Genomic DNA, 13,841 nt, shown 5'->3' with positions numbered 1-13,841 from the left:
CCGCGCCGCCGCGTGGGTGTACCTGCGGGGTGTACCCACCGCACGGGGATGGCTGCCGGGCGGGCGCCGGCCCATTGTCGGACCCATGACACGACAGAGCACGCGAGCCTGGTTCGGCCTTCTCGTGATCCTTTGCCCGGTACTGCTGGTCTCGATGGACGGTTCGATCCTGTTCCTCGCGATGCCCCGCGTCAGCCAGGCGCTGTCCCCGAGCGCCGACCAGGCCCTGTGGATCCTCGACGTCTACGGCTTCGCGGTCGGATCGCTGCTGATCGCCTTCGGCAACATCGGCGACCGGTACGGCCGGCTGAAGCTGCTGATGATCGGCGCCACGGTGTTCGGCCTGGGTTCGGCGGGCGCGGCGTTCGCCCCGACACCGGAACTGCTCATCGCGTTCCGGGCGCTCATGGGGCTGGCGGGCGCGACCCTGCTGCCGTCCGCGCTGGCGGTGCTGAGCGAACTTTTCACCGATCCGCGCCGGCGCGCGCAGGCCATCGGTGTTTTCGCTGCCGCGTTCGCCGCCGGTTTCGCGCTCGGCCCGGTCGTCGGCGGTGTCCTGCTGCAGCGGTTCTGGTGGGGCTCGGTCTTCCTGGTCAACCTGCCGGTGATCGTGGTGTTCCTGCTGCTCGCGCCCGTTCTGCTGCGCGAGGTACGGACCACGAGGCCGGGTCGCGTCGACGTGGTGAGCGTGGCGCTCTCCGCTGTCGGGCTGCTGCTGGCGATCTATGGGATCAAGCACGCGGCCGCCGACGGCCTGTCCGTCGTCGCGGTCTCCGCGGGGATCGCCGGGGCCGCCCTGCTGGTGTGGTTCGCCGGCCGCCAGCGAACGCTCGACCATCCGCTGATCGACTTCACCCTGTTCCGCGACCGCGTCTTCACGATCGCGATCGTCACCGGGTTGCTGCCCCTTTCCGCGTGGTCGGCGGCCGCCTACCTGGCGGGGATCCACCTGCAGTCCGTGCTGGGGCTGCCGGTTCTGCACGCGGCGCTGCTGGCCCTGCCCGGGGCGGCGGTGCTGACGATCATGTGTGTCGTCACACCGGCGCTGGTCGAGCGGGTCGGCAAGCGGACGGCGCTGATCGGCTGCCACTTCTCCATCGCCATCGGGTTGCTGCTGTTGCTCATGACCGGCGTCTCGGGCGGCGTCGGCTGGTATGTCGCCTCGACAGTGGTCGCGGGCGTCGGCTACGGCATCTCGTTCAGCGTGGTGGCCGACACCGCCGTCGCCGCGGTGCCGTCCGAGCGCGCGGGAGCGGCGGGGGCCATCGCCGAGACCAGCAACGAGATCGGGAACGCACTGGGGATCGCGCTCATGGGCTCGCTCGCCGCCCTGGTGTTCCGCCTGACCGGACCGGATCTCGCGCCGACGCTCGACGAAACCCTCCAGGTGCCCGGAATCGCGCCCGTCGCCGCCGCTGACGCGAAGTCGGCCTTCGTCGCGGGTCTGCACACGGCCGTCGTGGTGCTGAGCCTGCTGCACGTCGCCCTAGGGTTGCTGGCCCTGCGCTGGCTCCCTCAACCGGAGAAGGCGCTCGTGCCCCAGGCGTCCGAGTAGGCGAAATCCGCCAGCGGGAGGCGTTCCCGTGGCGCCTTCTCGCGCTCGATCCGCCAGTCCTCCTCGAGCACCGAAGGGTCGGCGGGCGAGCCGACGGCGATGGCGATCTTCGGGACGACGTCGTCCGGAAGACCGAAGAAGTCCTTCGCCGCTTCGGCGGAGAAGCCCGCCATCTGATGCGCGATCAACCCGAGTTCGACGGCCTGGAGCACGAGATTCTCGCTCGCCAGCCCCAGCCCGTACTCGGCGTACGGGACCTCGCCCTTCTCGTTCGTGGTCACCATCACGCCGATCAGCAGCAGACCGGCGCGACGGGCCCAGTCGCGGTTGCCGGAGTTGAGCGTCGACAGGATCCGGTCGAACGACGGCGTGCCCCGCAGGCCGACCAGGTAACGCGCGGGCTGGGTGTTGCCGAAGGACGGTGCCCAGCGGGCCGCCTCGAGCAGCGTGCGGAGCTGGTCTTCGGTGACGATCGCGGCCTCGTCGTAGGCGCGGGGGCTCCAGCGGTGGGCCAGGATCGACGCGATCGGGGCACTTGTGTCGGCGGGTTTGTGCATGGCTCGGGAAGATACAGCGGAGCGAAGCTCCTCGGATGAGGCGGCGGCGGGGGCATGGATGGACTACAAGGGGTGCTCTCCGTCACTAAAGTGAAAGCCCTCCGACTATTTCGTCGGTGTTAAGGAAAATTTACTTCCAGAAGTCCTCGAAGTAGTGGTCAGGACCACTTACGAGGGTGGCGGGCGTGCGTGACCCCGGTAGGCTTTCGCCCACATAAGGGACGCGGGGGCTCCTCGGTGCCCACCAGGAGCACGCCCGGCCCGTCGAGGAGGTTCGGGCGTGGCCCTCGTGGTCCAGAAGTACGGCGGTTCGTCGCTGGAAAGTGCCGACCGGATCAAACGCGTCGCGGAACGCATCGTCGCCACCAAGAAGGCGGGCAACGACGTGGTCGTCGTTTGCTCCGCCATGGGAGACACGACGGACGAGCTGCTCGACCTGGCTCAGCAGGTCAACCCTGCCCCGCCGGAACGTGAGATGGACATGTTGCTCACCGCGGGTGAGCGGATCTCGAATTCGCTCGTCGCCATGGCGATTTCGGCGCAGGGTGCGGAGGCCTGGTCGTTCACCGGTTCGCAGGCCGGTGTGGTGACGACGTCGGTGCACGGCAACGCGCGGATCATCGACGTCAGCCCCAGCCGGGTGACGGAAGCCCTCGACCAGGGCTACATCGCGCTGGTGGCGGGGTTCCAGGGCGTGTCACAGGACACCAAGGACATCACCACCCTCGGCCGCGGTGGTTCGGACACCACCGCCGTCGCGCTCGCCGCGGCGCTGAACGCCGACGTCTGCGAGATCTATTCCGATGTGGACGGTGTGTACACCGCCGATCCGCGGGTCGTGCCCGACGCCCGCAAGCTCGACACCATCGCCTACGAGGAGATGCTCGAACTCGCCGCCAGCGGTTCGAAGATCCTGCACCTGCGCTCGGTGGAGTACGCGCGCCGTTACGGCGTCCCGATCCGAGTCCGTTCTTCCTACAGTGACAAGCCGGGCACCACGGTGACCGGTTCTATCGAGGAGATCCCCGTGGAACAAGCGTTGATCACCGGTGTGGCGCACGACCGCTCCGAAGCCAAGATCACGGTGACCGGCGTGCCCGACACCGCCGGCGCCGCGGCCAGGATCTTCCGGGTGATCGCCGACAACGAGATCGACATCGACATGGTGCTGCAGAACGTGTCCAGCACGTCGTCCGGTCGGACCGACATCACCTTCACGCTGTCGAAGGCCAACGGTGCCAAGGCCGTGCAGTCGCTGGAGAAGATCAAGGGCGAGATCGGCTTCGAGTCGGTCCTCTACGACGACCATGTCGGCAAGGTGTCGCTCGTCGGTGCGGGGATGCGTTCGCACCCCGGTGTCACGGCGACGTTCTGCGAGGCGCTCGCGCAGTCGGGCGTCAACATCGAAATCATCAACACCTCGGAAATCCGGATTTCGGTGCTGATCCGGGACGCGCAACTCGACGACGCGGTGCGCGCGATCCACGAGGCGTTCGAACTCGGCGGCGACGAAGAAGCCGTCGTCTACGCGGGGAGTGGTCGCTGATGCCGAAAGGTTTGCGGGTAGGAGTCGTCGGGGCGACCGGGCAGGTCGGCGGCGTGATGCGCCGTCTGCTGGCCGAACGGGGTTTCCCGGTCGCCGAAATGCGGTACTTCGCCTCGGCGCGGTCCGCCGGTTCGAAACTTTCCTGGCAGGACGAGGAAATCGTCATCGAGGACGCGACGACCGCCGATCCGTCCGGTTTGGACATCGCGCTGTTCTCCGCCGGTGGCTCGACCTCGAAGGCGCAGGCCGAGCGGTTCGCCGCGGCCGGCGCCACGGTGATCGACAACTCGTCCGCCTGGCGGATGGACCCCGACGTCCCGCTGGTCGTCAGCGAGGTCAACCCGGAGGCGATCAAGGAGGCGCGCAAGGGGATCATCGCGAACCCCAACTGCACCACCATGGCCGCGATGCCGGTGCTCAAGCCACTGCACGCCGAAGCGGGCCTGGTGCGGCTCGTGGCCAGCACCTATCAGGCGGTGTCCGGCAGTGGACTCGCCGGTGTCGAGGAGCTGGAAGGCCAGCTCGCCGCGGCGGCCTCTAACGCGGGGGCGCTGACCCACGACGGTGCCGCGGTGACCTTCCCCGAGCCGAAGAAGTACGCGCGGACCATCGCGCACAACGTCCTCCCGCTGGCCGGGTCCATTGTGGACGATGGCCTGTTCGAGACGGACGAGGAAAAGAAGTTCCGCAACGAGAGCCGCAAGATCCTGAGCATCCCGGAGCTGCGGGTGTCCTGCACCTGCGTGCGGGTGCCGGTGTTCGCGGGGCACTCGATCTCGATCAACGCGGAGTTCTCGCAGGCGCTTTCGGTGGCCCGCGCGACCGAGTTGCTGACCGGTGCTCCCGGCGTCGAGCTGTCGGAGATCCCGACCCCGCTGCAGGCCGCGGGCCAGGACCCGTCGTACGTCGGGCGGCTGCGGACGGACCCGGGCGTCGACGGCGGTCGCGGCCTGGCGTTGTTCCTGTCGAACGACAACCTGCGGAAGGGCGCGGCACTCAACGCGGTCCAGATCGCCGAGCTGGTCGCCACGAACGCCTGACGCTCCGCGGCACAGGCGCCCGCAACTAGAGGACTACTTGCGGGCGCCTGAGGGCGATGGGGAGCCTGTGACGACGGCAAGGTCCGTCACGCTGACTCTTGAGCTTGGGCTTCTTCGGCGCCGGCCGCGTCGCTTCGCTCCTTCCTCAGGGCGAAGACGGCCTTGCGTTCATGGGATTGAGCAGCCAAGAACGAACGAGCCGAGCGCTTTTCGAATACGATCGACGACTTCGCGGCGAACATCAGCCCACCCGGACGTTCGTGAATGTCCCTTGTGGAGCCCGGTAATTGCCTTGTCCGGTTCGTCCGGCCCGTGCATCCTCATGGGCGACAAAACGTTTTCCACGAAGGGAAAGTCATGTACACGGCGGTCGAAGGCTCGCGGGTTCCGATCCGGATGTGGGCAGACCCCACTTCGGTCGAGGACCAAGCCATGCGACAGCTGCACAACGTCGCCAATCTGCCGTGGGTGCACGGCCTCGCGGTCATGCCCGACGTCCACTACGGCAAGGGCGCGACCGTCGGCAGTGTGATCGCGATGCGCGACGCCGTGTCCCCGGCCGCCGTCGGGGTGGACATCGGCTGCGGGATGAGCGCGGTGCGGACCTCGCTCACCGCCGTTGATCTGCCCGATGACCTGCTGAAGCTGCGGCGCCGGATCGAATCGGCCGTTCCGGTCGGCTTCGGCCTGCACAAGACCCCGGTGAACCCGGCGAAGGTGCACGGTGTCGGTGGCTGGGACGCGTTCTGGAAGTCGTTCGGTGACCTGCACACCGGCGTCCAGGACCTGCGCGACCGCGCCGCCCGCCAGATCGGGAGCCTCGGCGGCGGTAACCACTTCATCGAGGTCTGCCTCGAGCAGGGCGGCGACGACGAAGGCCGCGTGTGGCTGATGCTGCATTCGGGTTCGCGCAACATCGGCAAGGAACTCGCGGAACGCCACATGGCCGTCGCGCGCAAGCTGCCGCACAACGCGGACCTGCCGGATCCGGACCTCGCGGTGTTCGTCGCGGGCACGCCGGAGATGCGGGCGTACCGGCGAGACCTGTTCTGGGCGCAGGACTACGCGGCACGCAACCGCGCCACCATGGTCGCGCTCGTCAAGCAGGCGCTGAAGGACGTCGTCCCGCAGACGACGTTCGACAACGCGATCTCGTGCCACCACAACTAGGTAGCAACACCGCGCCGACCAGCGGATTTACGTTTACGAGCGTCTGCGAGTCTGTGTCAGATTACGCGACTGTATTCCCTGGTCAACCGGCGGAACGGCGGACCCGCCCGCGATCTTGCGCGAGTGTCTGCGAGTCGACCTTTGCCCCAGACTTTGCCCCAGATCCGGCCTTCGCATCCGACGTCTGCCCCAACCCGCCTTCAAGCACAGTCAGCTGCGGATACTTCGACAACGCCGCAACGAGCTTCATCCGCGCCGCGGGGGTCTGCTGCACGTACTCCTGCGCCTGGTCGAGGGTGGCGTGTCCGAGGATTTCAGCAATCTGGAACGCGTCTAGACCACCCTCAGCGGCACGGGTGGCCCACCCTCGCCGGATCGAGTACGGGCTCCGCCGCGGCACCTTCGCGCCCTCGGCCGCGTTCCTCATGTGGTAGCCCATCGTGTCGGGGTGCATGATCCGCCCGCGCACGGTTAGGAACGTCAGGACACCGCTGCACGGCAGTCCGTCGCTGTGGACGAACCCGCACCCCTTGCTTTCGTCTCTCCTGCCGAGGCGCCGGGCGGCGATTTCGCATGCCAAGTCGGTCAGCGGTACCCATCGCACGTCACCGTCCTTGGGGTACGGGCGGATGATCCCGCGCCGCTTGACGAACGTCTCGGCGACCAGCATCCAACCGCGGTCGAGGTCGATCCGGTCGGAGTGCAGGCCGCATAGCTCGCCGGGGCGCAGGCCGGTCTCGAGTCCGAAGTCGAGAGCATCCCGGTAGTCCTCGCGCAAGTGCTCTCTCATGGCCGCGTTCGACTTCGTCGACAGGTAGGGTTTGGGTTTCTTGTGCCGCTTCGGGAGCTTGACCCCGGCGAGCGGCGAGGCCGTGAGTACCTCCTGATCCAACGCTTCTTTAATCGACACGTTGAATATGCTGAAAATGCGGTGCACGTATCCGGGGGACATGCCGGGGCGAACCTTGAGTTCTTCCTCTTGCACCCAATATTTGACCGCTTTGAACGAGATCTCACACAGGGGGACGTCGCCCCATTTCGGGCGGAGGTAGTTCTTGACGATGTTCGCCTCAGTCGAGGCGGTGTCTGTGTCGTCGAATGTGCGTTTCCTGGCGAGGTGATCCCACCACGCGCCCCATTTCGTGGTTGCCTCCATCGGCACTTCGGAGGGTGTAGCAGCCTTGCGTCGCGCGTCGACTTCCTTTTCGTTGGCGGCTGCCTTCGCTTTCTTTTTCGTCTCGTACCGGACAGTTTTCCCGGCGAGGTCCTTTACGTACTTCTTCGCGCCCGCGCTATCACGGTAGCCACCACGGAAACCACCTCCGGGGTACGGATCGGCCCAAGGCATCTCTCGACCTCCTAATGTGTTCTGCGTTGCAAGAGCCGGGGGAGAGCGGCTCGACCGTGGCGCCGCTCTCCCCCGGCGCTAAGCACCGCGGAAACGTCGTTCCAGTCGAGCTATCTCTACGTCGGTCGCGTCGCCGACTGTCTGGTCGGCCTGGTCGATCTGGTCCTGTCGCAGTGCGACGATCACGGTTTGTGTGCACAAGGTCAGAATCGACGCGACCCAAACGACGATGACCAACGTGCAGTTCAAGATCAGCAGTGGCGCGCTCCATCCAAGGTGGTGAGCGGCAGCTGCGTGTGCGATCAGTTCGGCAGTGAGAAACCCGGAGAGCCAGAACAGCATGCGATGAAGCGGCACGGTGGTGGGTTCTGGAAACGGGCGGTTGTGCATGGTATGCCTCCTTCTGCCCACGGGGTAACCCGTTTGGCAGAAGGTTTTTCGTTACACGGTCGCTACGTGTTAGACATCGGACGAATACGCAACCTGATCGGACTAGTGTCGCGTTACAGAATTCGTCCATGTGGGCGACAAAAAAGGTTAAAAGTTGGTCAACTCGGTTGCGAACTTGATCGAAGTACCTAGGATGACCAGCCGTTCTAGGGTTTCGCGTGCCCATCATCGAGGGCTGCGGCTGCCTCGGCTGCCTCGGCCTTGATCTGAAATACGGCTTTGAGGTAGTTCAACTGGGCTAACCGACCGTCCTCTATTCGGATGCGTCGCGCCTCGGCGAGGTGCTCCTCGTCGGACGTGTCGAGCGCTCGAGCGCGGAAACTCGCCGACCATTCGTGTGTGCCGTGAGGCTTTTCCGTGGGCGGGTCGGTGGGTGCGGCGGTCGGTGGGATCGGTCCGCCTTCAAGGATTACCCGCGGGGTCTCCTCGTCCCAGTTCGGAAGTGCCCGCCCGACGGCGACCAGGACCGCCTGAGCAACTCCCGGTTTGCCGTTCTCGAGTAGCTCGAGGCTGCGCACGTTGAGGCCCTCATGCTCTCGCGCGAACGTGGTCCGGTACTTGTGGCCGGCGGCTTGTCGGGCGATCGCCACGGCGTTGCCTAGGCGCTGGCGCGCTGTCTCCGAGTAGTTCGCCGTGCGCGTCCTGCCATTGGCCATGCGCGCATCATGCCGCATGCCCGCGCATGACGCACCTCTTCGTGGCTGATGTTTCCACTTCCTTTGACCCTCAAACTCCCTCAGTAAGGTTCGCATGGTTAGGCATCATGCCGCATGATGGCGCATGAAACAACCCTTCGAGCATTTACTATGCAGGATCATGCTTGACCAAGCGCGCATGATCGCGCATGATGTGCGGCATGCCCCTCCTAAATGGACAGAGGGTCCGCCACCGGGCGGCATTGCTCGGTTGGGACCTGCACACCCTCGCGGCTGAGGCCGCGCTCCCCGTTCGTGCGGTGCAGAACAGCACGCGGGCGGAACGCCCACAGACGATGAAGATCACCCGTATCTACGCGCTCGGTCGCGCGCTCGCTCAGCACGGCGAGGACCCGGTCAAGGTCTCGGCCGACATCGTCGCCGACCCCGACGTCGCCGCCGAGATCCTCGCCAGCAACAACGACGGCGTACCGGACACGCCGCCCAAGCAGCCGACCCGGACGAACACCGGGCCCACCCGGCGCGAGACCACCGAACAGACCAAGGGCCCCCGCCGGAACAACGCCGAGGTCGCAGCGTGACCGGCTCACCGTGGATGACGTTGCAAGAGGCTGCGGACTACCTGCGCTTGCACGTAAGGACCGTGCAGCAGAAAGCCCTCGAGTACGACCGCTCGGACGGTAAGCGCGGGCTCAAGAACATGCAGCCGTCCGGCCCCGACGGCAAGCGGTTCGTGCACATCGACGACGCCAATCGCTGGATGGCGAAGCAGCCGCCGTCGCGCGGCATCCGCCGGTTCTCCGTCGCTTCCTGACTTCCCCCCAAGAAAAGGGCCCGCCTCGCGCGTGCAGGCGCGAGACGGGCATGGCCCCGCGGGGCCCCGACCAAGAGGAGATGCCCTCATGATCGCAGCGAAGGATACCGCCACCGGCGGCCGCCACCGCTCGTGTACGACGTCGTTCCGGAGTTGGTTCCGCCGGGTGACCGGCCGCGCCTACGGCGCCTCGGCTGAGGCGACCCGGATCCTTCCGGCTGTCGGCGACCTGATCGACCACCCCGACGTGCGGATGATGCAGCTGCGCGCGCTCGGCGACGTCGAGGTCACGTTCGACCAGGCGTTCGTCCCGAGTGAGTGCGGTTGCGGATCGCGCCGGATCACCACGGTGCGGGTGCACGGCGCCCCGGATCCGCACGACCCGCGCGACCCGTTGCAGGTGGCCGAGGTGTGCCACGTCTGCGCGATGCGTCCCTACGGCCCGGTGAGGCAGGCCCTGGTCGAACGGGTCGACTTCACGCGCCCGATCCGTCTCGAGGTGTGCCCGTGACCGCGGATCGGCTGCCCGAGGCGCAGCTGCGCGAGGCGCTCAAGGACTTCACAACCGTGCTGCAGCAGGAGCGCGCCAAGTCCGAGGCGATCGCGAAAGACGGCGCGTGGCGTGAGGGCGCCCGCGTAGACGGTCTCTCGTCGGCGCTTTCGCTGTTGTGGAACCTGACGCGCGGCGAGTTCGGCGAGGACCCCGACGCGCGCACGCGGACGTTGCTCGGCGAACTCGACCGCACCGTCGCCGCGATCCGCGCCGACCGCGCCGCCGAGGGCGACGGCGAGCGGGGCGGGCAGCGATGACGGTCCGCCTTGACATCCCGCCCCCGCCCCCGCCGTCGCGGCCTGTCCCGGTGCCGCCGGTGCTGCAGGTGCGCGAGTCGTTCGACGGCGTGGTCGCGATCCGGAGTGACCGCGGTAGCTGCCTGCGCAGCCCGTGGTCGGTGGTCTATGTGCCGCCCGGTTTCCGCCTCGCCTATGTCCTGCAGGCCCTCCGCGACGACCAGGTCGCCGGGTGGGTCCCCCTTGTCCAGGAAGGAATGCCCTCATGATCGAGGCTCACGAGATCTCCCACCGTTCCCGCGCGTGGCTGGTCGTGCGCAAACTCGCCGGGGGTGTGCCCGCCGAGGTTCGGCCGGTCGCGGTCGAGTGGCGCTACGACCGCACCGATCCGTGGGCGATCACCATGCTGATCACCGGCACCGAGTACGAGTACCGGTTCGCTCGCGAACTGCTCGACCGAGGCCGGATCGAACCCGTCGGCGCCGACGGGCACGTGTTCGTGCAACCGCTGTTGTCGCAGTGGATCGAGGTCACGGCGCGCTGCGGCTGCGGCAACGGCTGTTCGTCGGTAGCGCTGTTCTCGTTCGATCACTCCGAGATCGACACCGTGCTCGAGGCCACTGAACAGCTGGTGCCACTCGGCGCCGAGACCGACGCCGTCGACGAGGCCACGGTCGACGCCGAACTCGCCCGCATCGCGTACGGCGTGGCGTGAGCACGCGTTCGCACCTGTCGGTGGTGGGCGGCGACGGCGACCGCCGTCCCGCCCGCCGCCGCAAGACCGACACCGTAGTCACGTCGGGCTACGACTACCCGCGTAACCCGCTGCTGCAGTACACACCGGGCCCGGATCCCACCGGCTGCCCCGCGTGCGCGTGGCGCAAGGTCGAACTCTGCCTGGTGCACCTGACGTGGCAGGCCGCGGCCGATTACTTCGGCCAGACGGCCGCCCCGGTCGTCACAAGCGACGACCGGGAACGCCTCGCCGGGCTCATCGATTGCAGCCTCCCGGACAACGCGACCGGTATCGAAACGGCAGACATCGAGGCCGCCGCCGACGCGATTCTTGCCGCCGAATGGCGACCACCGGCACGCATCGCGCAAGCGTCCGACTGGCCGACCACACAGCCTCTTTTCGAGGTCGACCAGCCGCTGTTGCTGCGCGGCACCTTGCACTGCGTCGTGACCCGTCGCGAGTGGACGGCCGTCGGGTGGGTGTACCTGGTCGCGCTCCACCCGCGCGGCACCCCGGCATCCGGTCGCGAGGCCGAGTTCACCGCGCTCCCGCCCGGTGAGGACCACGACACCACGAAGGGAACGCCATGAGCGTGAGCCTGTCCGGGCGGCTGCCCAAGGACGACAAGAACGGCATCGGCATGATCGGCGCCGCACTTCTGGACGACCCGACCTCCACGCACCTGGTCGTCGCCATCGTGACCACGCAGAAGGTCACGCAAGACATCGAGTCGGGCGAGGTGATCCCAACCGCGCGCATCGTCGCCTGCGAGGCGTTCCCTGGCTCGAGCGCGGACGCGAAGTCACTTCGCCGGGTGTGGCGCGAGGCGTACGAGCAGCGGACCGGGCAGCAGGCGTTGCCGTTCGAGAAGGCCACGACCGCCCCGGCCAACGACGCCGGCGACTTGCTGCGCGACGGCGCCGGAGTGGTCGTGACCTTCCCCGGCTCGAGCTCGAGCAAGACCCCCGAAGAGGTCGACCTGATCTGTCAGGCAGCCGATTTGGTGATCACGTCCGGGCACCCATCGGTGCAGATGCTGCAGCGCAAGTTGCGCGTCGGCTACGCGGCTGCCGAACGGCTCATGCAGGAGCTACGGCGCCGGGGCGTGGTCGGCGACGCCGAGGACTCCGGCGAGCCGCCGGTGCTCGCCGAGGCTGCCGACCTGCCCGCGATCGTCGAGGCGATCCGCGGCCCGCGCGCCGACGAGGACCAGGCCGACGCCGCCGCCACCGATCCGGACGAGTCGTGACCTGCGCGCCCCGCCCGCGCGAAGACCTCACCACCGTGATCCGGCAGGCCACCGCGCAGTGGGCCCGCCGCAACGGCACCGAGGCCCCACTGCCGGACTTCGCGGCCTACGTCGCGGACAACGTGCAGCAGCGGGTGATCGACCCGCTGTTCGCCGACAGTCGCGCCTACATCGCCGAACTCGAGACCGATAACGCGACGTTGGCCGACGAGACCGCCCGCCTCGGCAAGGCGCACAAGGCGCAGACCCTCGTCGCCGAGACCGCCCTCACCGAACTCGAGCAGTACCGCCAGACCGCCCCCGAACTCGACGAGAGGACACGAGCATGACCACCACCGACCCGACACCGTCCATGACGGACGCTGAGCGCGAGGTGTGGCGCGAGCGGTTCGCCCGCGCCGCGCGCGAACCCGTCCGTGCCGCCGATATGGCCCCGGTTCTCGCCGTACTGGTCGAGGCGCTCGAGACGGTCAACACCGCCCACGCGCAGTTGCTCGCCGCCGACGGTCTGCTCGAGACGCTGTTCGGCTACCTCGCCACCGGCGAGCGCGGGCACCCCGGCGAGGCCGCGCGCCGCACCGGCTGGATCTCGCAGCGCCGAATTGACGAACTCGGCGAGCGGCTGCGCGCGTGGCGCGCGTCGTGGGCCCCGACCGGTTCGGCGGTGTCCTAATGGGACTGAACATCGCCGAGGCGAACTCTGCCAACGCCGTACTCCGGTACGTGATCGACCTGCAGACCACCTACCGACCGCCGACCGCCCGCGAACTCGAGGGAATGGAAGACCTCGCCCGTGGCGCCACCAAACGTCTGCTCGCCGGGCTCAACGACACGCACGTGCGCGAGGCGTTCGCCCGCCCCGGCGAACGGATCGACCTCGACGACTCCAGTCACCCCGTGTGGGTCGCCGTGTGCGACAAGGCCGGATCGCTGGAGGCGATCGTTGCCGCGGCCGCCGCGCCCGACCCGGTCGCCGCGTTCAACCGGCTGCTCGCCGAGGCAGTGCGCGACGTCGTCGCCCTGTACGACCCCACCGCCACGGCGGGGGGCGCGTGATGGCCGAACGGAGACGCGTCCGCATCGTCGCGATCGGCCGCGCCGCCCGCGTGCTGGTCGACGGCGTCGACATCTCCGGAGTCGTCTCCGGTGTCGAGGTCTCCCTGTCGCCGTGTCAGCCCGCCGAGGTCACGCTGCGCGTGCCGCGCGCGTCCGTGGTGATCGACGGCCTAGCCGACCTCGCCGTCGTCGCCGACGAGACCGCCCCGCACCGTGAGGGGCCGACGGCATGAGCGACCAGAACGACACTCGCGAGCACGTGGTCGACACCGCCGCTGCGTTCCTGCGCGCCGCCGCGGCTGACTCGCCGGAGGCGGCCGACGCCGTGGTCGCCGAGTACCTCGGCGCCAGTGACCCGATCGACCGCTACGGCCGGTTGTGGTCGCTGATCTCGGTCGGGCTGGTGGTGGTGGGCGAGACGCTGCGCGCGTTGATGAACCCGCCCGGTCCGGTCGCGCTCGAGGCCACGGAGACCCCCGACTCGGCCGAACTGACCGCGATGAAGGCGATCACGGCGCAGGTGAACCTCGACGCAGAGGGAGCGCAGGACGTCGTCACCGGCCACGTGGCGGCCGAGGGACTCGAGGGTCTTGTCGACCTGCTGCGCGCATTCCTCGACGTCTACCGGCTCAACGCCCTTTGGGGATCGGAGACCGCGTCATGACGGTCGAGGAGCTGCTGCGCGCATGGCGCGAGGACATCAACAGCGAACCGATTCCGGACTTCGCCGAACTCGCCGCCCGCCCCTGATCTCACGGGCGGTCGCTGACCGGGCGGGGCCGAGTCGCTACGGCGACCCGGCCCCGCTTTCCAACTGGGACAAGGAGAAACCCCCCGTGATCCACCGGCACGACCCCGCCAACCCGGCACCCACA

21 protein-coding genes and 1 pseudogene are annotated in these 13,841 nt (G+C 68.1%); 17 read left to right on the top strand and 5 right to left on the bottom strand.

The genetic code is table 11. The annotated features are described in order from the left end of the window. Positions 1-85: 85 nt before the first annotated feature. The gene (locus ACM6LR_RS05895; RefSeq protein WP_414936957.1) at positions 86-1,555 is read left to right on the top strand and encodes an MFS transporter; all 1,470 of its coding nucleotides are present in this window, start codon (positions 86-88) and stop codon (positions 1,553-1,555) included. Here ACM6LR_RS05895 and ACM6LR_RS05890 read toward each other — a convergent pair. Further along, positions 1,516-2,112, bottom strand: coding sequence for a nitroreductase family protein (locus ACM6LR_RS05890; protein ID WP_414936958.1), 597 nt, complete (start codon positions 2,110-2,112; stop codon positions 1,516-1,518). The genes ACM6LR_RS05895 and ACM6LR_RS05890 overlap by 40 nt on opposite strands. Before the next feature lie 280 nt (positions 2,113-2,392). Here ACM6LR_RS05890 and ACM6LR_RS05885 point away from each other — a divergent pair, with 280 nt between their 5' ends. Further along, a complete protein-coding gene (locus tag ACM6LR_RS05885; RefSeq protein ID WP_093932313.1) occupies positions 2,393-3,658 on the top strand; it encodes an aspartate kinase in 1,266 nt (421 codons plus the stop codon). Next, complete coding sequence (locus ACM6LR_RS05880; RefSeq protein ID WP_414936959.1) at positions 3,658-4,698, top strand: aspartate-semialdehyde dehydrogenase; 1,041 nt, start codon at positions 3,658-3,660, stop codon at positions 4,696-4,698. Before ACM6LR_RS05885 ends, ACM6LR_RS05880 begins: the two co-directional genes overlap by 1 nt. A gap of 86 nt (positions 4,699-4,784) precedes the next feature. Here the strand turns inward: ACM6LR_RS05880 and ACM6LR_RS05875 are convergent, their stop codons facing one another. Then, positions 4,785-4,940 carry a hypothetical protein gene (locus tag ACM6LR_RS05875; protein WP_414936960.1) on the bottom strand — a complete coding sequence of 52 codons (156 nt, stop codon included), beginning with the start codon at positions 4,938-4,940 and terminating at the stop codon, positions 4,785-4,787. Between the two features lie 115 nt (positions 4,941-5,055). Here ACM6LR_RS05875 and ACM6LR_RS05870 point away from each other — a divergent pair. After that, a pseudogene (locus ACM6LR_RS05870) lies at positions 5,056-5,865 on the top strand (RtcB family protein); the annotation flags it as partial. A gap of 85 nt (positions 5,866-5,950) precedes the next feature. Here the strand turns inward: ACM6LR_RS05870 and ACM6LR_RS05865 are convergent. The 3 genes from ACM6LR_RS05865 to ACM6LR_RS05855 all read right to left on the bottom strand — a co-directional run bounded on the left by ACM6LR_RS05865 (position 5,951) and on the right by ACM6LR_RS05855 (position 8,322). Further along, a complete protein-coding gene (locus tag ACM6LR_RS05865; RefSeq protein WP_414943342.1) occupies positions 5,951-7,216 on the bottom strand; it encodes a tyrosine-type recombinase/integrase in 1,266 nt (421 codons plus the stop codon). A 78-nt stretch (positions 7,217-7,294) separates the two neighbouring features. Beyond that, the gene (locus ACM6LR_RS05860) at positions 7,295-7,606 is read right to left on the bottom strand and encodes a hypothetical protein (protein WP_414943341.1); all 312 of its coding nucleotides are present in this window, start codon (positions 7,604-7,606) and stop codon (positions 7,295-7,297) included. Between the two features lie 206 nt (positions 7,607-7,812). After that, entirely contained in the window at positions 7,813-8,322 is a 510-nt protein-coding gene (locus ACM6LR_RS05855; RefSeq protein ID WP_414943340.1) for a hypothetical protein, read from the bottom strand. Between the two features lie 200 nt (positions 8,323-8,522). Here ACM6LR_RS05855 and ACM6LR_RS05850 point away from each other — a divergent pair, with 200 nt between their 5' ends. From ACM6LR_RS05850 to ACM6LR_RS05790, 13 genes are all read left to right on the top strand, one after another. Then, positions 8,523-8,903 carry a hypothetical protein gene (locus tag ACM6LR_RS05850; protein WP_414943339.1) on the top strand — a complete coding sequence of 127 codons (381 nt, stop codon included), beginning with the start codon at positions 8,523-8,525 and terminating at the stop codon, positions 8,901-8,903. Next, entirely contained in the window at positions 8,900-9,136 is a 237-nt protein-coding gene (locus tag ACM6LR_RS05845) for a hypothetical protein (protein WP_414943338.1), read from the top strand. The genes ACM6LR_RS05850 and ACM6LR_RS05845 overlap by 4 nt, the downstream gene beginning before the upstream one ends. 88 nt (positions 9,137-9,224) lie before the next feature. After that, the gene (locus ACM6LR_RS05840; RefSeq protein WP_414943337.1) at positions 9,225-9,647 is read left to right on the top strand and encodes a hypothetical protein; all 423 of its coding nucleotides are present in this window, start codon (positions 9,225-9,227) and stop codon (positions 9,645-9,647) included. Further along, positions 9,644-9,946, top strand: coding sequence for a hypothetical protein (locus tag ACM6LR_RS05835; RefSeq protein WP_414943336.1), 303 nt, complete (start codon positions 9,644-9,646; stop codon positions 9,944-9,946). The genes ACM6LR_RS05840 and ACM6LR_RS05835 overlap by 4 nt, the downstream gene beginning before the upstream one ends. Next, complete coding sequence (locus ACM6LR_RS05830) at positions 9,943-10,194, top strand: hypothetical protein (RefSeq protein WP_414943335.1); 252 nt, start codon at positions 9,943-9,945, stop codon at positions 10,192-10,194. Before ACM6LR_RS05835 ends, ACM6LR_RS05830 begins: the two co-directional genes overlap by 4 nt. Further along, positions 10,191-10,640, top strand: coding sequence for an SsgA family sporulation/cell division regulator (locus ACM6LR_RS05825; protein ID WP_414943334.1), 450 nt, complete (start codon positions 10,191-10,193; stop codon positions 10,638-10,640). Before ACM6LR_RS05830 ends, ACM6LR_RS05825 begins: the two co-directional genes overlap by 4 nt. After that, entirely contained in the window at positions 10,637-11,251 is a 615-nt protein-coding gene (locus tag ACM6LR_RS05820; RefSeq protein WP_414943333.1) for a hypothetical protein, read from the top strand. Before ACM6LR_RS05825 ends, ACM6LR_RS05820 begins: the two co-directional genes overlap by 4 nt. Further along, complete coding sequence (locus ACM6LR_RS05815; protein ID WP_414943332.1) at positions 11,248-11,910, top strand: DNA translocase FtsK; 663 nt, start codon at positions 11,248-11,250, stop codon at positions 11,908-11,910. Before ACM6LR_RS05820 ends, ACM6LR_RS05815 begins: the two co-directional genes overlap by 4 nt. Beyond that, positions 11,907-12,239, top strand: coding sequence for a hypothetical protein (locus ACM6LR_RS05810; RefSeq protein ID WP_414943331.1), 333 nt, complete (start codon positions 11,907-11,909; stop codon positions 12,237-12,239). The genes ACM6LR_RS05815 and ACM6LR_RS05810 overlap by 4 nt, the downstream gene beginning before the upstream one ends. Then, complete coding sequence (locus ACM6LR_RS05805) at positions 12,236-12,583, top strand: hypothetical protein (protein ID WP_414943330.1); 348 nt, start codon at positions 12,236-12,238, stop codon at positions 12,581-12,583. Before ACM6LR_RS05810 ends, ACM6LR_RS05805 begins: the two co-directional genes overlap by 4 nt. Then, positions 12,583-12,966: a hypothetical protein gene (locus ACM6LR_RS05800; protein ID WP_414943329.1), complete on the top strand. Its 384-nt coding sequence runs from the start codon at positions 12,583-12,585 to the stop codon at positions 12,964-12,966. Before ACM6LR_RS05805 ends, ACM6LR_RS05800 begins: the two co-directional genes overlap by 1 nt. After that, positions 12,966-13,199 (top strand): hypothetical protein, encoded by a 234-nt coding sequence (locus ACM6LR_RS05795; RefSeq protein ID WP_414943328.1) that lies wholly within the window; start codon positions 12,966-12,968, stop codon positions 13,197-13,199. Before ACM6LR_RS05800 ends, ACM6LR_RS05795 begins: the two co-directional genes overlap by 1 nt. After that, positions 13,196-13,630, top strand: coding sequence for a hypothetical protein (locus tag ACM6LR_RS05790; RefSeq protein WP_414943327.1), 435 nt, complete (start codon positions 13,196-13,198; stop codon positions 13,628-13,630). The genes ACM6LR_RS05795 and ACM6LR_RS05790 overlap by 4 nt, the downstream gene beginning before the upstream one ends. Positions 13,631-13,841: the final 211 nt, after the last annotated feature.

Source organism: Amycolatopsis sp. cmx-11-32 (assembly GCF_047608695.1).
GTDB lineage: Bacteria > Actinomycetota > Actinomycetes > Mycobacteriales > Pseudonocardiaceae > Amycolatopsis.
Note: the sequence above shows the minus strand (reverse complement) of the source record. Positions and strands in the feature narration are given on the sequence as shown.